Consider the following 19779-nt stretch of genomic DNA (forward strand, 5'->3'; position numbering starts at 1 on the left):
TGATGCGAACCATCACCTCAGTCGGGAATGGCGGGCGTCCCCCTTTGGGAGAAATAATACGTGGTGCGACACGGTCTATGGTGTCAGCCAGTGCCGAGAAATCAACATACTTATCAAGAACAAGCAGTGGATCACCTCATTCATCGATTTTTCGACGGTGATATTCGGATGCCAGCTTGTCTTTTTTTAAAGCAGAACGAGGCGGTATCATGACGGGGTTACCTTGCAGAGAGGTGTTGTGTCTACATTTTACTCAATTTTGTGGCTGTGAAAAGTATTTAGAGGTTCCCTTTAGTTTAGTGTTACCTCGATCTTAGGCAAGCGCTAAATCTAAGCAGTAATTGTAGAAGAAACCGTTGCTGCTATGATGTGAATCCGCCTACTCAGTTAACGGATCACCGAAAAAAATTTGTATTCCCCGCAATCGGGTATTGGAAGGGGTGCACAATGAGGAAAAACGATTTTATGGCTTTAAACTTCATCGGGTTATCAACGATTGCGGTGAACTTTTGGCCGTTTCATCAATATCCATCTTTAAATCAAATCGGGTAACAGCAGTCATAAGTATTTTCCTATAAATACAGTAAATTAACGTACCCAGCATTTTTCTGTATAAAATTTGAGTAAGTAAGTTTGAGTATTGAGTCGATAACGGAAATCTTTTGAATACCCAAAACAGACAAAAGTCTGGTCACTTTTTTACATAAGCAGAGCAGGAAAAATACTAAGATGTCCCTAATTAACTCAACCTAATTTTGGAAAAGATAATGCCAATTTCACCCATTAGCGGCCATATGCCACTTAGCCAAATGCAGGCTTCTCAGCACACTGCTGCCTCTCCTCTGCTCGAACAGGGCAATCGTCTGTTCGAGCAGTCTGTTCGACGCGGCCCTCTGCATTTCCAGAGTTCGGATCTCAAACAGTTGATTACCGAACTGCGTCAGTTGCAGAGTGCCCCCAATAGTGCACAGGCCCAACGGGTACAGGATGCTATCCAGCACTGGGAGAACCACCATCCCAAAGAGGTGGAGGCCCGGGGCACCCGCCTCACTGAACTCAAACAGGCTCTGGCGGAACAGGGCGCTATGGTGCGTGCTCACCAGCCAAATGTGGTCGCGCCCGGTATCAAGGCCGTGTTACAACAGGCCATGCCAACCTTGCAGAAGATGGGAACCTATGCATGCACCGATGCAGGCACCTTCGTTAGCAAGCAGAATCCCCAATATCAGCAAATCATGGAGAGATTACGGTTATTCAATGATAATCCTGAGCGCCAGAAGGTTAACGGCCAGGCCAACATGATGTCCAACATGGCAGCCATCGCCGCCAAGCGAGGCAACGTCAGCCTCAACCAATTGCAATCCATCGCCCACCATGTCGCTCAGGCTCAGGCTGGTTGCTGCACCACCCTGGCCTACTCTGCGGCAGCCGAATTGATGAAACACAATCAAGACGACCAGCAGCGCATTGAGGTAGTCGCTCATCGTGGCTCTAAGGGGCATACTCAAACCCACTGCTTCGTAGTGGTCGGTCGCGATCCCAACAGTGAGCTCAGCAAACCCGAAACCTGGGGTTCACAAGCACGCGTCATTGATCCTTGGGCTGCGACCATAGGTGGTGAGCTGCAAGGTACACCAAGCAAGCCTCCAATCGCCAACCTGTGGCCGCCGACTGAATCCGTGTTTGACAACCATAAAGAGTAATCATGTTTAATCTCCTATTATCGGATCTGTGCCGGCTTCTTGGACAGACCGAGGAGTCCCTGCACCCAGAGGGGCTTGATCTGCCGCTTGGCCCTTTTAGCCTGCATATCCGTCAACGTGATGAGCTGGTGACGTTGTTTATTCCGCTGGGTGATGTCGAGCCCCGATCTTTGGCTACATTAGGCGATTGGCCGCTGTTGCAATTGAGTCGTAGCGGTGAGGGTGAAACCCTACTTTGGAGCCGTGAATGGCTGGAAAGGCTGGATGCTGAGTTGCTGGTCAGTTTGGTTGGGCGAATGTTACAGCAAGCCAGGGACCTTATGGCTGTATTCCCCACCACTGAAAGCCAAGGAATGGCTGCCATTAGGCATTTAAGGGACCTCGTGGCACAAAGTTTAGCAAAAATCGCCGTAAGCCTCCGCCCAATGCGGGCGGAAATATCAGGTGGGAAAACGAAGGGGGTGTCGATGCCTGCGCGTAGAAATGAACAAGGGCGGTTTCCCGCCCTTTACAGATTTAAGTGGATTTCAGCAGATTAAAGAATGCTGATCTGCGTTGACAAAGTATTATGAGGCCAGTTAGTGGAAGTATTTTGGTATCTGAAAATACCATTCTGGTAGCCGTCGAGGACGTATTCCTTAAGCCAGCCAGCTACAATTTGGCCCGCAGGACACGGCCAAGTGTAGTACCCGCCTGTAATACAAACTGGTGTAGAAGAGTACATCGAGCCTGGCAGCATAGCGCCGTTCATCCCAGCAATGGGGTTGAATCCGTAGCCAATTTCCAGAACGGCGGCGCGAAGCAGGCTCCCGCCGTGATTGCAGTTCGTCACTGGCAAGTTGGAAGTGTATTCCCATCCGCAATTCGTCGAGCCAACGGCATAGACCCACATATTGGTTAGCGGTGGGGCGGGGATGTAAGCTATCTCAGACTTAATGTCGAGCTCCTTCCCGTCGGCACGGATGGGGCTCTTAGGGTTAGGTAGCAGCTGGGATTGCGCTGTCAGGGCATTTTTAGCAGCAGGGGCTTCCTGTGCTTTCTCTGTTTGGGCATAGGCATTAACGCCAAACAGGGAAGCAAGTAACAAAATGGCAAGTTTATTTTTCTTCATGATTGAACCCTCTTAGAAATCGAAAGGCACAATTCTAGGGAAGTGAGAAAAAATCACATTATTAAATTTTATTTATGTGATGAGTGAAATTTATCCTGCTCTTATCGTGTTTTTGTTTGTTTCGCAAACGGTAAATGTGGGAAAACTGTGATACCATTGAGCACATATTGTACAAGGTTATATGAAGATGAAAGATACCCGTACTGTGCTCAATAATATCACTACCGTCGCGTGGAGATTGTCTCCTACTGACAGCGACTAACCTGTATTTCGCATTCCTGCCGCTACACCGGCTATTGTGACCATTAGCGCCTGTTCAAGCTGTGGATCAGGGTGTTGTTGCTGACGGGAACGTAGCAGAAGTTCTGCCTGCAAAACATTTAATGGATCGGTATAAACATTACGCAGGGCGATTGATTCTGCAATCCACGGTAAATCTGCCATCAGATGTTCATCTTTGGAAATGGTTAATACCGTTTTAATATCCGCTGAAAGTTGCTCACGCAGCTTCTGACCTAATGGCCACAAACTCGGATCTACCAAGCGGTGATCATAATATTCCGCCAGCCATAGGTCCGCTTTAGCGAAAACCATCTCCAGCATACCAATGCGGGTGGTAAAGAAAGGCCAATCGCGGCACATTTCTGCCAGTACACCCTGTTTACCATCATTCACGACTGTTTGTAGTGCAGCACCTGCGCCTAACCAAGCTGGCAACATCAGGCGGTTCTGTGTCCAGGCAAAAATCCACGGGATAGCTCGCAAACTTTCCACACCTCCTGTCGGGCGGCGTTTGGCTGGTCGAGAACCCAAAGGGAGTTTAGCCAATTCCAGTTCTGGCGTTGCAGCACGAAAATAAGGCACAAAATCAGGTTGTTCACGTACATAATCACGATACATCCTGCAAGAAACATCAGACAAAGTATCCATTATCTGACGCCATTCCGGTTTAGGTTCCGGTGGTGGTAGCAGGTTGGCTTCCAGAATTGCGCTGGCATATAACGCTAAGCTACTGATAGTGACCTGTGGCAGACCGAATTTGAAGCGAATCATTTCACCCTGCTCAGTGACACGTAGCCCACCTTTTAAGCTTCCCGGTGGCTGGGAAAGCAGCGCTGCATGTGCTGGTGCGCCGCCACGGCCAATGGTACCGCCGCGACCATGGAACAAGGTCAGCGTGACGCCTTCTTTTTCACAGGTTTTGATTAGTGCATCTTGTGCGCGGTATTGCGCCCATCCCGCAGCCATCACCCCGGCATCTTTTGCCGAGTCAGAGTAGCCAATCATCACCATCTGTTTGTCCTGAATTAGAGAGCGATACCATTGAATATTCATCAATTGTTGAATGACATTTTCGGCGTTGTTCAGGTCATCAAGGGTTTCAAACAGCGGGGCAACGGGCAAGGTGAACGGACAACCGGCTTCTTTCAGCAGCAGGTGAACCGCTAATACATCAGAAGGCACTTTAGCCATTGAGATAACGTAAGCAGCGATGGCGTCTTGAGGTGATTCTGCAATCACCTTACAGGTTTCGAAAACTTCTTGAGTTTCAGCGCTTGGTTGCCAGTTGTGTGGGATCAGTGGGCGTTTGGAATTCAGTTCATGCAGCAGGAAAGCTTGTTTCTCTTCTTCGGACCAGCTTTCGTAGTCGCCTAATTCCAGGTATTGCGTCAGTTCAGACATAGCGGTTGTATGGCAGCTGCTTTCTTGACGGACATCAATGCGTACCAGTGACAAGCCGAAGCAACGAATACGGCGCAGGATATCCAATAATTGGCCATTGGCGATGATTTCCATGCCACAGGTTTTCAATGATTGATAACAGGCGTAAAGGGGCTGCCAGAGCTGTTCATTATCCACCAGCAGATCAGTGGGTGGCAGAACTTGCTCCCCTTTCAGCCGTTTCTCTAAATATTCCAGTGTATTGCTGAGTTGTGTTCGCAGTTTTTTGGTAATTTCCCGGTAAGGTTCCAGAATTTCATCACCACCTGCCAGTTTGCGAACTTCTGATGTGCATTCGGACATGGATAATTCAGAAACCAGAACCTGAATATCTTTCAGGAACAAATCGGCTGCTTTCCAGCGACTAAGTAGTAATACATAGCGAGTAACTTTAGCCGTGACATTCGGGTTGCCGTCGCGGTCGCCGCCCATCCAGGAAGTAAAACGGATGGGAACAGCTTCGACCGGCAAGCTGTAATCAATAGACTCTTCCAACTGTTCATTGAATTCACGCAGGAATGCCGGCACACCATCCCATAAGCTGTTTTCCACCATAGCGAAGCCCCATTTAGCTTCATCAATTGGAGTAGGGCGGATTTTACGGATTTCATCGGTATGCCATGACTGGGCAACTAACTGGCGCAGGCGGCGCATAATGTTATTACGCTCATAATCCGCCAAGTCATCGTGATCTAATTGTGACAGGCAGGTGTTAACGGCCACCAGTTTGTGGATCAAGGTACGACGCGCGATTTCAGTTGGGTGAGCGGTGAGAACCAGTTCAATCGACAGCTCATTCACCGCTTTTTTCAGATCGTCGTTACTGAAATTTTTTTCTTTTAACTGGGTGAATAATTTCGCCAAAGCAACGGGATTGCTGGCAGCTTCACCATGTGGGGATATGCTGTGATATTGTTCCGCGACATTTGTCAGGTTGAGAAATTGATTGAACGCGCGGGCAACCGGCAACAATTCATCATTGGATAAGTTTTGTAATGTGGACAATAGTTGCTGGCGGTGTGCTTCATTGCCGGCACGGGATGATTTGGATAATTTGCGGATAGTTTCAACTTTATCGAGAATATCTTCCCCTAAAGCTTCTTTGATCGTATCTCCCAGCAGCTTACCTAGCATGCTGACATTACTGCGCATTGCGGAATATTGTTGGTTCATGTGACTTTTGGCCTTTATTGCTGGCAGAATGTTGATTCTGTTCCTGTAGAAAAATTTCATTTAAGTGGCGGGAAGTTATTTTTTGTGGTGCCACAGTCTGACACTTACCCTAAGACTCATATTCATATCAGAAAATAATCAGTTTGGGCGAAATTTCTAAAATTTAATACTGAGCTGTTTTCTATAAGTTTTACTTATTATCTGAGCTGTGTTTATGTGCAAGGTACTTGGGAAAGGTTTGTTTCTTGTTCTGATGCTTGAGTCCCCCCTGATTTTTGGGGGGAGAAGTTGAAGCAATTAATTATTGCCCAGACAAAAATGATCTATTAACTGAGAGATTATCTTTCTGGTAGGTTCAATAAATGCCGTATCAATAAACTCATCCGGCTGATGTGCCTGTTCAATCGAACCTGGGCCAAGGACTAAAGTTGGGCATAATTCCTGAATAAATGGCGCTTCGGTACAGTAATTCACGGTTTCAGCCTTGCGGCCTAGCAGTTTTTCTATTACATCAACCATCTTGTGGTCTGTTGGGCATTCATATCCGGGAATGGGTGGATGTAATTCATTGATGGTCAGACGGCCAGGCCAACGCTGTTTCACCGGTTCCAGGGCCTCGTTTAACAGCCCATTCAGATCTTGTAATGTCAGCCCCGGTAATGGGCGAATATCCATATGCAATTCACAATGTGCACAAATCCGATTTACCGCATCACCGCCATGAATATAGCCGAAGTTCATGGTCGGGTACGGAATGGCAAATGCCGGATTGTTGTAACGCTCTTTTAGCGTGTCGCGCAATTCAATTAGATGACCAATAGATTCATGCATCAAATCAATAGCATTGACACCGCGGGCTGGATCACTGGAATGCCCTGATTGGCCGACAATGCGGATAGCATTCGATAAATGCCCTTTGTGTGCACAGATAGGCTGCAATGCCGTCGGTTCCCCGATAATCGCGAAATCCGGTCGGATAGTGGTACTTGCCGCAAAATAACGGGCACCTGCCATTGTTGTCTCTTCATCCGCGGTAGCCAGAATGTACAGCGGACGGGTTATTTTACTGACATCAATATCCCGCAAGGCATCAATGATAAAGGCGAAAAAGCCTTTCATGTCTGCCGTACCTAAACCATATAGTTTGTTATCACATTCTGTCAGGGTGAAGGGATCTTGAGTCCAGCGCCCTTCGTCAAAAGGGACGGTATCGGTATGACCACACAGTAGTAATCCACCTGGGCCACTTCCCAGAGTCGCCAGTAAATTATATTTCCCGCTGACTTTGGGTACCGGTTGTATCTCAATCTCGAAACCTGTTTCTTTTAACCAGCTTGCCAGCAGGTTGATTAAAGACTCATTACTTTGATCGATACTGATATCGGTGGCACTGATTGAGGGAGTCGCGATTAACTGCCGAAATAGCTCAATAAATGGAGGTAATTTAATATTCACTGTTGACAGCCTTTATTCATGATAGTATCAATATTCATGCATTTTTTTTGAATAAAAATACATTATCCCGTTTAAATACTGAGCACAAGGTAAAGAGATCCCATGTTGAATACGCTGGTTGTTGGTGCAAGTGGTTATACCGGAGCAGAACTGGCAGCATATCTGCATCGTCACCCACATATAAATCTGATTAGGCTAATGGTTTCTGCTCAGAGCGTTGATGCAGATAAATGTTTCTCAGATTTACATCCACAGTATAAAGGCATCGTTGATCTACCACTGCAACCGCTGACTGACATCACTGATGCTACTAAAGGGGTTGATGTGGTTTTCCTTGCCACCGCCCATGAGGTCAGTCATGACATCGCGCCGGTATTTCTGGCAGCAGGTTGCGTTGTGTTCGATCTGTCCGGTGCCTATCGCGTACAAAATGCTCAGATTTATCAACAATACTACGGATTCAAACATAAGCATACTCAATGGTTAGCACAAGCTGTATATGGACTTGCTGAATGGCAGGCTGAAGAAATTAAACAGGCCCAGTTGGTTGCTGTCCCGGGATGTTATCCAACGGTTTCTCAACTTGCTCTAAAACCGCTACTGGAAAAGGGTTTGCTGGATACCGGTCACTGGCCGGTGATTAATGCGACCAGCGGCGTGAGTGGTGCAGGTCGGAAGGCCAGTATGACCAACAGTTTCTGCGAAGTTAGCCTGCAACCTTATGGAATATTTACTCATCGTCACCAACCAGAGATTGAGGAACATCTGGGGACCAGGGTGATTTTTACTCCGCATCTTGGTAATTTTGCACGGGGTATTCTTGCCACGATTACCTGTAAATTGCAGCCAGGTGTTACCGCAGAACAGATAAGTGAAGTTTATCAACAGGCATATAAAGATAAGCCTCTAGTGCGTCTCTACTACAAAGGGGTGCCAGCTCTGAAATCGGTTGTTGGATCACCGTTCTGTGATATTGGTTTTGTTGTACAGGGTGATCACCTGATTATTGTCGGTACTGAGGATAATCTCTTGAAAGGCGCGGCCGCTCAGGCAGTTCAGTGTATGAATATACGTTTTGGGTTTGAAGAAACTCAGGCATTACTTTAATTATTGGCGTGAGGGAGTAAATCAGATGGAACCTTTAGTCATAAAGTTAGGTGGCGTGTTATTGGACAATGAAGAAGCACTGGAACGCTTGTTTACTGCATTACAGGAATATCGGCAAACACATAAACGCCAGTTGGTGATTGTTCATGGTGGTGGTTGTCTGGTAGATGAACTGATGCAGAAGTTGCAACTGCCGGTAGTGAAGGAGCAAGGATTACGGGTAACACCCGTTGATCAGATAGGGATTATCACCGGCGCATTGGCAGGTGTAGCCAATAAAACTTTGTTGTCGTGGGCGACTAAGTATCAGCTTGCATCAGTTGGATTATATTTAGGAGATGGTAATGTGGTCGTGGTTTCCCAACTGAGTGAAGAGTTGGGGCATGTGGGGAAAGCAATGCCGGGTGATGCTAAGTTGCTGAGAATTTTACTGGATGCTGGTTATATACCCATTATTAGTTCGATTGGTGTAACTGATAAAGGGGAGCTGATGAATGTGAATGCTGATCAGGCGGCAACGGCGATAGCTCAAACGCTAGGGGCTGATCTGGTATTGCTCTCTGATGTGAGTGGCATTTTGGATGGTAAAGGGCAGAAGATCCCTGATATCACTGCTCAGAAAGCTGAACAACTTATTGTGCAGGGCATCATCACTGACGGCATGATCGTGAAGGTAAATGCAGCTTTGGATGCAGCTAAAACATTAGGTCGCCCGGTGGATATTGCCAGTTGGCGCCATGCGGATCAGTTAACCGCGCTATTTAACGGTGTTCCCGTCGGTACTCGTATTCTGGCTTAAATCAAGTTTGATTAATTTTCGGCAAAGCTTTGCTGATGAACAACAACGGAATTTCAAAGGGTAACTTCATGCATACTAAAGATATTAAAAAAATAGTTCTCGCTTATTCTGGTGGTCTGGATACTTCTGCCATTATTCCCTGGCTGAAAGAGCATTATGACAACTGTGAAGTTGTTGCATTTGTCGCTGATGTGGGACAAAGTCGTGAAGATCTGGAGGGCGTGGAGCAGAAAGCTTTACGCTCCGGCGCATCAGAATGTCACGTTGTGGATCTGCGTGAGGAATTCATTAAAGATTATGTTTATCCAGTACTGAAAACCGGTGCTCTGTATGAAGGCAGCTACTTGCTGGGAACGTCAATGGCGCGGCCAATTATTGCTAAAGCACAGGTTGAACTGGCACTGAAAGTGGGAGCAGATGCACTTGCTCATGGCGCGACAGGTAAGGGTAACGATCAGGTTCGGTTTGAAAGTACTTATACCGCGTTAGCGCCCCATCTGAAAGTAGTGGCTCCGTGGAGAGAGTGGGATTTACGTTCCCGTGAAGCGTTGTTGGATTATCTGAAAGCACGGGATATCCCAACGACGGCAACACTGGAGAAAATTTACAGCCGTGATGAGAATGCATGGCATATCTCTACAGAAGGTGGCGTGTTGGAAAGCACTTGGAATGCATCCAATCAAGATTGTTGGGTGTGGACAGTGGAGCCGGAAGAAGCGCCAGATGAAGCTGAACTGGTAAGCATCACTATTGAAAAAGGCGAAGTTGTTGGGATTAACGGCAAGGTGATGTCGCCATATCAATGCCTTGACGCGTTGAATGTGTTGGGGGCAAAACATGGTATCGGTCGGATTGATATCGTGGAAAACCGGCTGGTGGGAATGAAATCCCGTGGTTGTTATGAAACACCGGGAGGGACCATCATGATGGCCGCATTGCGTGGTGTCGAACAACTGGTGCTGGACCGTGATAGCTTTAAATGGCGCCAGCAACTTGGGCTGGAAATGTCCTATGTTGTTTATGACGGACGTTGGTTCGCACCGCTGCGTCAGTCTATTCAGGCAGCCGCTGAGACGTTGGCTGCGGATGTCAGTGGTGAGGTGGTACTGAAACTCTATAAAGGCCAGGTGACAGCAATCCAGAAGAGATCGACGAACAGCCTTTATTCGGAAGCGTTTGCAACGTTTGGTGAAGATGAGGTTTACGATCACAGCCATGCAGAAGGGTTTATCCGTCTGTATTCTCTGTCTTCACGTATTCGGGCATTAAATAGTAAAGAGTAATTTCATCGTTCGTAGCAACGGGGATAATGGTCAGATTGTGCGTCCGTTCCTGGATTGGCTTTTCTGGCCCATTATCTCCACTTAATGCATAAAATTACGGCTTATAAAAGGCACTCACTCAGGCATCAGATAATCAGGAATAAAAATATGACACTTTGGGGCGGGCGTTTCAGTCAGGAAGCAGATCAACGGTTCAAACAATTTAATGATTCACTTCGCTTTGATTACCGACTGGCGGAGCAGGACATTACAGGCTCGGTTGCATGGTCGAAAGCGCTGGTAACTGTGGGTGTACTGACGGCTGAGGAGCAACAAAAGCTGGAGATGGCATTGAATGAGTTGCTAAGTGAGGTTCAAACGAGTCCACAAGCCATCCTGCAAAGTGATGCGGAAGATATTCATAGTTGGGTGGAAGGGCAGTTGATCAGCAAAGTCGGTGATCTGGGTAAGAAGCTTCATACTGGTCGTAGCCGTAATGATCAGGTGGCAACAGATCTCAAACTTTGGTGTAAAGAACATATTACCTATATTCATCAGGCAATTGTGGAATTACAGCAGGCATTGGTTATTACCGCAGAGAATAATCAGGATGCGGTTATGCCAGGTTATACCCATTTGCAAAGAGCACAGCCTGTTACATTTGCTCATTGGTGCCTGGCTTATGTAGAAATGTTGGCTCGTGATGAAAGCCGGTTACAAGATACTTTAAGACGGCTGGATACCAGTCCGCTTGGATGCGGTGCATTGGCCGGAACCGCTTATGATATTGACCGCGAACAATTGGCGTCATGGCTGGGTTTCGCTTCCGCGACCCGTAACAGTCTGGATAGCGTTTCAGATCGTGATCATGTACTGGAATTGCTATCTGATGCCAGCATCAGCATGATCCACCTTTCCCGTTTTGCTGAAGACCTGATTTTCTTTAACAGTGGTGAAGCGGGTTTTGTTGAACTGTCAGATAGAGTGACTTCGGGTTCTTCCCTGATGCCACAGAAGAAAAACCCGGATGCGCTGGAGTTAATCCGTGGGAAATGTGGTCGGGTACAGGGAGCATTGACCGGTATGATGATGACCCTGAAAGGTTTGCCTCTGGCCTATAATAAAGATATGCAGGAGGATAAAGAAGGGTTGTTCGATGCGCTGGACACTTGGCTGGATTGTTTGCATATGGCAGCGTTGGTACTGGATGGTATTCAAGTCAGGCGCTCACGTTGTGAAGAAGCGGCTAAACAGGGTTATGCCAACGCAACTGAATTGGCTGATTATCTGGTCGCAAAAGGTGTTCCATTCCGTGAAGCTCACCATATTGTCGGGGAAACCGTAATTATGGCGCTTGCGCAGGGTAAAGCGCTGGAAGAGCTGCCATTGGCAGAGTTGCAGAAATTTAGCTGCACAATGACTGAAGATGTATACGATATTTTGTCTCTGTCATCTTGTCTGGACAAGCGTCTTGCAAAAGGGGGGGTATCGCGAAAACAGGTCATGCAAGCGATTGCAGATGTTAAGCAGAGATTAAAGCTTAAGTGAGTCATCGTTGGGGGGGATAAATATCCCCTGTAAAATAAATGAGATCTTTACATATAAGTTTTTAAGGATTATCTGATAGTCTTCTCCTCACATTGATATAATTATCTATTGGTAGTTTCTATCATTTATATTCAATATGTTGAGGTGGAAATGAATATCCGCGATCTGGAATATCTTGTGGCTCTTGCGGAGCATCGGCACTTTCGCCATGCTGCCGATTCATGCCACGTCAGCCAGCCTACGTTAAGTGGGCAAATTCGTAAACTTGAGGATGATCTGGGTGTCATGCTGTTGGAACGCACCAGTCGTAAGGTTTTGTTCACGCAACAAGGGATGTTATTAGTAGAACAGGCCAGAACGGTTCTCCGTGAGGTTAGGATCCTGGAGGAAATGGCATCGCTTCAGGGAGAAAATATGTCTGGTCCGCTGCATATTGGTTTGATCCCAACAATTGGCCCATATCTGTTACCTCATATTATTCCTGAACTTCATAGTTTGTTTCCTAAGTTGGAAATGTATCTGCATGAAGCTCAGACGCAAAGTTTGTTAGCCCAGTTGGATAGTGGCAAATTGGATTGTGCGATTCTGGCGCTGGTTAAGGAGACAGAAGCCTTCATCGAAGTGCCATTGTTTGAAGAACCCATGAAACTGGCAATATATGATGCCCATCTTTGGGCAGATCGAGAAAAAATTGCTATGGATGAATTGGCTGGTGAGAAATTGCTGATGCTGGAAGATGGTCATTGTTTGCGTGATCAGGCTATGGGGTTCTGTTTTCAGGCCGGCGCGAAGGAAGATATACATTTCCGTGCAACCAGTTTGGAAACCCTGCGTAATATGGTTGCTGCCGGTAGTGGAATCACGTTATTGCCTGACTTGGCAGTCCCACAAGAGAGAAAACGTGATGGAGTCTGTTATCTGGGATGTGGCAACCCTGAACCTAAGCGGTCTGTTATTTTGATTTATCGGCCTGGTTCACCTCTGCGTGGTCGCTATGAGCAACTGGCAGAGGTTATCAGCGCTAAAATGGGCGCTTATTATGGGCAATCAAAATAGCCGATTCAGGCCATTCAGGGCCGCGACACGATAGGCTTCAGCCATAGTTGGATAATTGAAGGTAGTATTGACGAAATATTCGATAGTATTACTTTCACCTTTTTGTTCCATAATCGCCTGGCCGATATGAATGATTTCAGCGGCACGCTCCCCGAAACAGTGAATACCAAGAATCTCTTTGGTTTCTCTGTGGAACAGTATTTTCAGGCTTCCGACATTCATCCCGGCAATTTGTGCGCGTGCCAGATGTTTAAACTGCGCGCGCCCAACTTCATAAGGCACTTTCATGGCTGTTAATTGTTGTTCGGTTTTACCCACAGAACTTATTTCAGGAATGGTATAGATGCCCGTTGGAATATCTTCAATCAGATGAACTTCGGCGCTTCCTTTAGTCATCGCTTGCGCGGCAATTCGGCCCTGATCATAAGCGGCGGATGCCAGGCTTGGATAACCGATAACATCTCCTACGGCGTAGATATTTTCGTTGCTGGTTTGATAGATCTTATTGACTTTCAGTAACCCGCGGCCATCGGCTTCCAGACCAATGTTTTTCAGCCCAAGAGTATCGGTATTGCCTGTCCGGCCATTAGCATAAAGCAGACAGTCGGCTTTGACTTTTTTACCGGATTTGAGGTGAACGATAACACCATCATCAACACCTTCAATTTTAGAATATTCTTCATTGTGGCGGATCACGATGCCACTATTCCAGAAATGGTAGGAAAGTGCATCTGACATCTCTTGATCAAGGAAAGCCAGTAAATGGTTTCGGGTATTGATCAAATCAACTTTCACGCCTAATCCACGGAAAATTGACGCATATTCACAACCAATCACCCCGGCACCATAAATAATCACATGCCGTGGTTCGTGATCCAGTTTCAGAATGGAATCGCTGTTATAAATACGGGAATGGGTGAAATCAACATCTGGTGGACAATATGGGCGGGAGCCGGTCGCGATAATAATCTTATCTGCGCTTAAGATATCGTAGTTATCATCGGCATAGCGCACACTTACCCGGTGGTCATCAATAAATGTTGCTTCCCCGGAAAACATACGACATCCATTGCGTTCATAAAATCCCTGGCGCATTTTAGTTTGCTGATTAATGACGATTTCAGCGCGGCGTAAGATTTCAGCAAATGAAGAACGAAGAATGCGGGAATTATCACTGTACAGCGGGTTTTGGTTAAATTCGATAATACGGCTGACGGCGTGGCGGAGGGCTTTGGACGGGATAGTGCCCCAGTGAGTACAACCACCGCCGACGTTGTTATAGCGTTCGATAACGGCAACGCTTTTACCCTGTTTCACTAATCCCATTGCTGCTCCTTCTCCACCGGGGCCGGAGCCAATGACAATGGCGTCAAAATGAATATGTTGCATAGAGGAAAGACCTGTTTTTACACAAAATTACAACGCCATATTAACATTGGTTGAGTTAATAACCCAATCGTCATCAGGATTTTATGTCACAGTTTAATGATGAAACAAATCCGTATCAGTGACATGATAAGAGCATGATTATAAAATTTGATATATTTCTTCACTATATTCAGACAGAGATATCAGGATTCGTGTGAGTAACATTACTGGCGTCAGAGCGAAACAGAAAGAAAGAACCCGTCGTTCACTGATTGAGGCAGCATTCAGTCAACTGAGTGCTGAACGGAGTTTTACCAGCCTTAGCTTGCGTGAAGTGGCTCGTGAAGCAGGCATTGCGCCAACTTCATTTTATCGCCATTTCCGTGATGTTGATGAATTAGGGCTGACTATGGTGGATGAGAGTGGCTTGATGCTACGTCAGTTAATGAGACAAGCCCGGCAACGTATTGCTAAAGGTGGTAGTGTCATCCGCACATCTGTCTCAACTTTTATGGAATTTATTGGTAATAATCCAAATGCATTCCGCTTATTATTACGTGAACGCTCAGGTACCTCTGCTGAATTCCGTGCCGCTGTCGCACGGGAAATCCAACATTTTATTGCTGAATTGGCAGACTATTTAGAGCAGGAAAGCCGTATGCCGAGACATTTTACTGAAGTACAGGCAGAGGCAATGGTAACAATAGTATTCAGTGCAGGTGCAGAAGCATTGGATATTGATTTGGAGAAAAGACAGCGTTTGGAAGAACGTTTAGTCTTGCAACTACGGATGATTGCTAAAGGTGCATATTATTGGTATCGCAGAGAAATAAATCCACCGGACCCTAAACTTAAATAACTATGAAGAAGGAGAACGAAATGATGGAACAATACCGCCAGGACAAAAGTACATTGTTACTCGCTTTTATTGTCGGATTAGCAACTAATGGAACGTTTTCAGCAGTTTTTAGCTCAGTTGTTTCTTTTTCAGTTTTCCCACTGATAGCACTGGTGTTATCAATTTATTGTCTTCATCAGCGCTATTTGAATCACTCAATGCCTGATGGGATTCCTAAGCTGGTTGTCGCCTGCTTCCTCTTGGGATTATTTAGTTATAGTGCGATTATCAGGGTGGAATACCCTGAAATTGGTTCTAATTTCCTCCCCGCAGTAATAGGGACTATATTAGTGTTCTGGATTTACAGAAAAATAAAAGTCCGTAAAGACCAGTCCATTGCAGAAAACAGCCATTGATTGATGAAAAACGCCGGAGAGATAACTCTCTGCGGCGTTTTTGTTTTGTATGTTGGTTAAGTATCAGTTTAATTTTTCCAGAAGTACGCCGCATTCCATATGGTGTGTATAAGGGAACTGATCAAACAGAGCCAGATGGCTGATTTTATGAGTTTGGGTTAATGTTTCCAGATTATGGCAAAGGGTTTCCGGGTTGCAGGAAATATAAAGAACTCGCGGATATGCCTGGACCATCTCAACCGTTTTTTCATCAAGGCCGCTACGTGGTGGATCAACAAAAATAGTTTCACATTGATAGCTTTTCAAATCGATTCCCCGAAGGCGATTAAATTCGCGTTCGCCATTCATTGCTTGAGTAAATTCCTCTGCCGACATTCGAATAATTTGCACATTATCAATATTATTAGCCGCGATATTGTATTGAGCTGCTGCAACGGATGGCTTGGCAATTTCTGTCGCCAATACTCTTTCAAAATTTTGAGCTAACGCCAGAGAGAAGTTGCCATTTCCGCAATAAAGCTCAAGTAAATCGCCTTGTGAACCTTTGGTAATATCAATCGCCCATTCGAGCATGTGAGTATTGACGCTGGCATTTGGCTGGGTAAAACAGTTTTCCACCTGACGATAGATTATGTTCTGGCCTGCAATAGATAAAACCTCATCAATATAATCATGGTTCAATACGATTTTAGTTTTAGCTGCCCTGCCAATCAGCTCAACGTCAAACCCTTTATTTCTTAACTCTTCACGCAGTTTTAACGCCTGTTGTGTCCATTCATCACCCAACTTTTTGTGATAAAGCAGAGAAACAAGGATTTTATTACTGCTAGTGGACAGATAATCAATTTGAAATAGCTTATGGCGTAGGATCTGTTCGGATTTAATGGCATCAATTAACACTGCCATCATGTTGTTGATTAATTTACTGGCAACAGGAAATTGTACAATGCGAATACGCTGTTTTGTCTGTTGATCAAACATAATATGGTACAAATCATCCTGCTCATGCCAGATGCGGAATTCTGCCCGCATTCTGTAATAAGATACCGGTGAGCGGAAAACCTCTGGCTCCGGAGTTTGGAAAGGTGCCATCATGCTTTTTAAACGGCTTACTTTTTCTGCAAGTTGTTGCTCATAGCTTTCCGTTGGCAGGAGATTTTGCATTATGTTTGTTCTCTTATATCTGTAGTAAGAAAAATTTTCGTGCGAAATTGTAGGGAAAGAACAAAGGATGTCCAGTTTTCTTATTACTCATTCATAATCTTGTCTATGCTTATATTCTAAACAGGTCTGATCCTTCATCGTAGCATGGAGGTTTGGCCTTCTAACAATCGTTGCTGGATGTTTTCTCTATATGATAAATAAAAACCGGTTTTTATTATCCGCAATTTCAGTTGCAGTGATTTCTGGTTGGAATTCTGTGGCTGTTGCGGAAGAACAGCAGGATTCATTGGTTGTTACGGCAAGTCGATTCAAACAGCCTGTTTCAAGCATATTGGCTCCTCATTCCGTTGTGACACGAGATGAAATTGAGCGTTGGCAGTCAAATAGCGTAGCCGATATTTTACGCCGCTTGCCCGGTGTTGATATTGCGCTGCATGGTGGTATTGGGCAGTTAAGTTCTCTGTTTATCCGTGGTACTAATTCTAGTCATGTATTGGTGCTGATGGATGGAATACGTCTGAATCAAGCGGGTATTAGTGGCTCCTCAGATTTAAGCCAAATACCTGTATCGTTGATTCAGAAAATTGAATATATCCGTGGGCCACGCTCTGCGGTTTATGGCTCTGATGCGATTGGCGGCGTTATCAATATCATCACGACCAGAGAAAAACCGGGAACCAGTTTAAACGTAGGTATCGGTTCACATGGTTACCAGGTTTATGATGGTGCAACCCAGCAAAGATTAGCTGAAAACACCTCACTGACAGCAGCAGCCAGCTATACCTATACTAAAGGATTTGATGTGGTTTCTGCGGGTAATACCGGTGGTTTCAGGCAACCTGACCGTGATGGTTTCATGAGTAAAATGCTCTGGTTGGGGGTTGACCAGAAATTTAATGAGCAATTCAGTGGATTTGCCCGTGCTTATGGCTATGACAATAGAACATCTTATGATGCGGATATTAACTGGAGTTATCCATATGCCAGGCCAGATACCCGTGAACTTTATAGTCGTCACTATGACGCAGGGATCCAATTTAACCAAGGGATCTACTCGTCCCAATTAATTGCAAGTTATAGCCATATAAAAGACTACAACTTTGATCCCAAATATGGGCGCTATGACAAATCCGCGTCTCTTGGTGATTCTGAACAATATAACTTGCAATGGGGAAATACTTTCCAGCTATATCAGGGAATGATGAGTACGGGTGTCGATTTCCAAAAACAGTCCATTGACGCTGGAACAAGTTATATTCCGACGAGTGAAACAGTACGTAATACCGGGATATATCTAACAGCACAGCAGCAATTAAATGATTTTATTCTGGAAGGTGCGATTCGGTCGGATAAACATTCAGAAGCTGGCTGGAATACTACATGGCAAGCCAGTGCAGGCTGGGAGTTTATTGAAGGTTATCGTTTGATTGCTTCTTATGGTACAGCGTTTAAAGCACCGACTCTTAGCCAGATGTATGGTTTTTGGGGAGGTAATCGAGATTTGAAACCTGAAGAAAGTAAACAATGGGAAGGAGGTATAGAAGGCGTAACTGGTTTGTTGAATTGGCGTCTTTCTGTATATCGTAATGATATTGAACAATTGATCGATTATGCAAATAGTCGCTACTACAATATTGGAAAAGCAAAAATTAAAGGTGTTGAATGGACTGGTTCAATGGATACTGGAATATTCCAGCATCAATTGACATTGCAATATATCGATCCACGTAATGGTGAAACGAATGAGATTTTAACTCGCCGCGCGAAGCAGCAAGTAAAATATCAACTTGACTGGCAGCTATATGATTTTGATTGGGGATTAACCTATCAATATCTTGGGCAGCGTTATGATAAAGATTCCAGCACATCTCCTGTTCAAAAAGTGAAATTAGGTGGAGTTAGTTTTTGGGATTTAACGGTTTCATATCCGGTCACTGTTCATCTGACAATTCGTGGTAGAATAGCCAACCTGCTTGATAAAGATTACGAGACAGTTTATGGCTATCGCACTCCAGGACGTGAATACTACCTCACTGGGAGCTATAACTTCTGATTTGAATAAACCTGCCCGCCCGACAGTTTTAGTTTTTGATTCTGGCGTCGGTGGTTTATCCGTTTACCAAGAGATCCGGCAATTGTTGCCGGATCTCCACTATATATACGTATTTGATAATGAAGCATTCCCTTATGGTGAAAAATCGGAAGAATTTATTATTGAGCGAGTCGTTAAAATTGTTGATGCTGTTCAACAAAAACACTCTCTGGCAATAGTTGTTATTGCATGTAACACCGCAAGTACCGTCAGTTTGCCCGCTTTGCGCGAACGGTTCCATTTCCCGGTGGTTGGTGTGGTGCCCGCGATAAAACCCGCAGCGAAGTTAACTCGTAATGGCATTGTTGGGTTACTGGCGACGAGAGCAACAGTTAACCGATCCTATACAAAAGAACTTATCGAAAGATTTGCGATAGATTGCAGAATTGAATCTATAGGTTCTGCTGAGTTGGTAGAATTGGCTGAAGCTAAACTGCATGGTGGTAAGGTATCTTTCGACGCTTTAAAAAAGATACTGAAACCTTGGCTCAGAATGAAAGAACCACCTGATACGGTGGTATTGGGTTGTACTCATTTTCCACTATTGGCGGAAGAATTAGTTCAGGTACTGCCTGATGGTACTCGTTTAATTGATTCCGGTGCCGCTATTGCCCGAAGAATAGCTTGGTTGGTTAAACATCAGGAGAATCTTGTTTGTACTTCAGCAGATAGTCTTGCTTATTGTATGAAAATGGGTGCTGGTACTGATGCATTAATCCCTGTTTTGCAGGAATATGGATTCTCAAAACTGGAGAAATTGGTAACTTAAGTTAAATTTGCCGCAATAATCAGCAGTCGTTAACTTTTTTCAAAATAACTATTGCCAGCGCCGAAGAACTCCCTATAATGCGCCACCACTGACCGACACAACGCTGACAAAGCGTGTGAGGCCAGGCAGAGCAAAGTGAATTAAGCGCTTGACTCTGCGGGCGAAAAGCGTAGTATACGCAGCCCGGCTGAACGAG

The 19779-nt window shown here is 45.4% G+C and carries 16 protein-coding genes and 2 pseudogenes; 12 read left to right on the forward strand and 6 right to left on the reverse strand.

The window, feature by feature from the left end; all coding sequences use genetic code 11:
• Positions 1–127, reverse strand: a pseudogene (locus tag C5471_RS25515) (IS5/IS1182 family transposase); the annotation flags it as partial.
• Between the two features lie 286 nt (positions 128–413).
• On the opposite strand from C5471_RS25515, the pseudogene C5471_RS25400 reads away from it, so the two are divergent.
• The 3 genes and pseudogenes from C5471_RS25400 to C5471_RS21265 form a co-directional block, all read left to right on the forward strand.
• Positions 414–518, forward strand: a pseudogene (locus tag C5471_RS25400) (transposase); the annotation flags it as partial.
• Between the two features lie 249 nt (positions 519–767).
• Entirely contained in the window at positions 768–1703 is a 936-nt protein-coding gene (locus C5471_RS21260; protein WP_133813985.1) for a hypothetical protein, read from the forward strand.
• Positions 1704–1705: 2 nt separating this feature from the next.
• A complete protein-coding gene (locus C5471_RS21265; protein ID WP_133813984.1) occupies positions 1706–2242 on the forward strand; it encodes a hypothetical protein in 537 nt (178 codons plus the stop codon).
• Here C5471_RS21265 and C5471_RS21270 read toward each other — a convergent pair.
• From C5471_RS21270 to argE, 3 genes are all read right to left on the reverse strand, one after another.
• The gene (locus C5471_RS21270) at positions 2239–2814 is read right to left on the reverse strand and encodes a YolA family protein (protein ID WP_133813983.1); all 576 of its coding nucleotides are present in this window, start codon (positions 2812–2814) and stop codon (positions 2239–2241) included. The two genes, C5471_RS21265 and C5471_RS21270, sit on opposite strands and share 4 nt — an antisense overlap.
• A gap of 258 nt (positions 2815–3072) precedes the next feature.
• A complete protein-coding gene (gene ppc, locus C5471_RS21275; protein WP_133813982.1) occupies positions 3073–5709 on the reverse strand; it encodes a phosphoenolpyruvate carboxylase in 2637 nt (878 codons plus the stop codon).
• A 297-nt stretch (positions 5710–6006) separates the two neighbouring features.
• The gene (gene argE / locus C5471_RS21280) at positions 6007–7164 is read right to left on the reverse strand and encodes an acetylornithine deacetylase (RefSeq protein WP_133813981.1); all 1158 of its coding nucleotides are present in this window, start codon (positions 7162–7164) and stop codon (positions 6007–6009) included.
• 102 nt (positions 7165–7266) lie between these two features.
• Between argE and argC the strand changes: the two genes are divergently transcribed.
• The 5 genes from argC to oxyR all read left to right on the forward strand — a co-directional run bounded on the left by argC (position 7267) and on the right by oxyR (position 12936).
• Positions 7267–8271, forward strand: coding sequence for an N-acetyl-gamma-glutamyl-phosphate reductase (gene argC, locus C5471_RS21285; protein WP_133813980.1), 1005 nt, complete (start codon positions 7267–7269; stop codon positions 8269–8271).
• Positions 8272–8296: 25 nt separating this feature from the next.
• Positions 8297–9070 carry an acetylglutamate kinase gene (gene argB / locus C5471_RS21290; protein ID WP_133813979.1) on the forward strand — a complete coding sequence of 258 codons (774 nt, stop codon included), beginning with the start codon at positions 8297–8299 and terminating at the stop codon, positions 9068–9070.
• A 68-nt stretch (positions 9071–9138) separates the two neighbouring features.
• Positions 9139–10353 (forward strand): argininosuccinate synthase, encoded by a 1215-nt coding sequence (locus C5471_RS21295; RefSeq protein WP_133813978.1) that lies wholly within the window; start codon positions 9139–9141, stop codon positions 10351–10353.
• Positions 10354–10500: 147 nt separating this feature from the next.
• A complete protein-coding gene (gene argH, locus C5471_RS21300) occupies positions 10501–11880 on the forward strand; it encodes an argininosuccinate lyase (protein ID WP_133813977.1) in 1380 nt (459 codons plus the stop codon).
• Positions 11881–12030: 150 nt separating this feature from the next.
• Positions 12031–12936 carry a DNA-binding transcriptional regulator OxyR gene (gene oxyR / locus C5471_RS21305; RefSeq protein ID WP_133813976.1) on the forward strand — a complete coding sequence of 302 codons (906 nt, stop codon included), beginning with the start codon at positions 12031–12033 and terminating at the stop codon, positions 12934–12936.
• Here the strand turns inward: oxyR and sthA are convergent.
• Positions 12928–14325, reverse strand: coding sequence for a Si-specific NAD(P)(+) transhydrogenase (sthA, locus tag C5471_RS21310; protein WP_133813975.1), 1398 nt, complete (start codon positions 14323–14325; stop codon positions 12928–12930). The genes oxyR and sthA overlap by 9 nt on opposite strands.
• Before the next feature lie 193 nt (positions 14326–14518).
• On the opposite strand from sthA, the gene fabR reads away from it, so the two are divergent.
• Together fabR and C5471_RS21320 are read left to right on the forward strand one after the other, a co-directional pair.
• On the forward strand, positions 14519–15163 hold the full coding sequence (gene fabR, locus C5471_RS21315) for an HTH-type transcriptional repressor FabR (protein WP_021325464.1): 645 nt from the start codon (positions 14519–14521) through the stop codon (positions 15161–15163).
• A 23-nt stretch (positions 15164–15186) separates the two neighbouring features.
• Positions 15187–15558, forward strand: coding sequence for a YijD family membrane protein (locus C5471_RS21320; RefSeq protein WP_133814261.1), 372 nt, complete (start codon positions 15187–15189; stop codon positions 15556–15558).
• A gap of 63 nt (positions 15559–15621) precedes the next feature.
• Here the strand turns inward: C5471_RS21320 and trmA are convergent, their stop codons facing one another.
• Positions 15622–16725 carry a tRNA (uridine(54)-C5)-methyltransferase TrmA gene (gene trmA / locus C5471_RS21325; RefSeq protein WP_133813974.1) on the reverse strand — a complete coding sequence of 368 codons (1104 nt, stop codon included), beginning with the start codon at positions 16723–16725 and terminating at the stop codon, positions 15622–15624.
• 187 nt (positions 16726–16912) lie between these two features.
• Here trmA and btuB point away from each other — a divergent pair, with 187 nt between their 5' ends.
• Both btuB and murI read left to right on the forward strand, forming a co-directional pair.
• The gene (btuB, locus tag C5471_RS21330) at positions 16913–18775 is read left to right on the forward strand and encodes a TonB-dependent vitamin B12 receptor BtuB (protein WP_133813973.1); all 1863 of its coding nucleotides are present in this window, start codon (positions 16913–16915) and stop codon (positions 18773–18775) included.
• Positions 18720–19583, forward strand: a complete 864-nt coding sequence (murI, locus tag C5471_RS21335) for a glutamate racemase (RefSeq protein WP_133813972.1) — start codon at positions 18720–18722, stop codon at positions 19581–19583. Before btuB ends, murI begins: the two co-directional genes overlap by 56 nt.
• Positions 19584–19779: the final 196 nt, after the last annotated feature.

The organism is Photorhabdus tasmaniensis (genome assembly GCF_011189505.1).
Classification (GTDB): domain Bacteria; phylum Pseudomonadota; class Gammaproteobacteria; order Enterobacterales; family Enterobacteriaceae; genus Photorhabdus; species Photorhabdus tasmaniensis.

What these genes read in the sequence shown, in the direction of transcription:
- C5471_RS21260 (WP_133813985.1), top strand. Translation starts at nt 768, where the DNA reads ATGCCAATTTCACCCATTAGCGGCCATATGCCACTTAGCCAAATGCAG.
- C5471_RS21265 (WP_133813984.1), top strand. Translation starts at nt 1,706, where the DNA reads ATGTTTAATCTCCTATTATCGGATCTGTGCCGGCTTCTTGGACAGACC.
- C5471_RS21270 (WP_133813983.1), bottom strand. Translation starts at nt 2,814, where the DNA reads ATGAAGAAAAATAAACTTGCCATTTTGTTACTTGCTTCCCTGTTTGGC.
- ppc (WP_133813982.1), bottom strand. Translation starts at nt 5,709, where the DNA reads ATGAACCAACAATATTCCGCAATGCGCAGTAATGTCAGCATGCTAGGT.
- argC (WP_133813980.1), top strand. Translation starts at nt 7,267, where the DNA reads ATGTTGAATACGCTGGTTGTTGGTGCAAGTGGTTATACCGGAGCAGAA.
- argB (WP_133813979.1), top strand. Translation starts at nt 8,297, where the DNA reads ATGGAACCTTTAGTCATAAAGTTAGGTGGCGTGTTATTGGACAATGAA.
- C5471_RS21295 (WP_133813978.1), top strand. Translation starts at nt 9,139, where the DNA reads ATGCATACTAAAGATATTAAAAAAATAGTTCTCGCTTATTCTGGTGGT.
- argH (WP_133813977.1), top strand. Translation starts at nt 10,501, where the DNA reads ATGACACTTTGGGGCGGGCGTTTCAGTCAGGAAGCAGATCAACGGTTC.
- oxyR (WP_133813976.1), top strand. Translation starts at nt 12,031, where the DNA reads ATGAATATCCGCGATCTGGAATATCTTGTGGCTCTTGCGGAGCATCGG.
- sthA (WP_133813975.1), bottom strand. Translation starts at nt 14,325, where the DNA reads ATGCAACATATTCATTTTGACGCCATTGTCATTGGCTCCGGCCCCGGT.
- C5471_RS21320 (WP_133814261.1), top strand. Translation starts at nt 15,187, where the DNA reads ATGGAACAATACCGCCAGGACAAAAGTACATTGTTACTCGCTTTTATT.
- btuB (WP_133813973.1), top strand. Translation starts at nt 16,913, where the DNA reads ATGATAAATAAAAACCGGTTTTTATTATCCGCAATTTCAGTTGCAGTG.
- murI (WP_133813972.1), top strand. Translation starts at nt 18,720, where the DNA reads ATGGCTATCGCACTCCAGGACGTGAATACTACCTCACTGGGAGCTATA.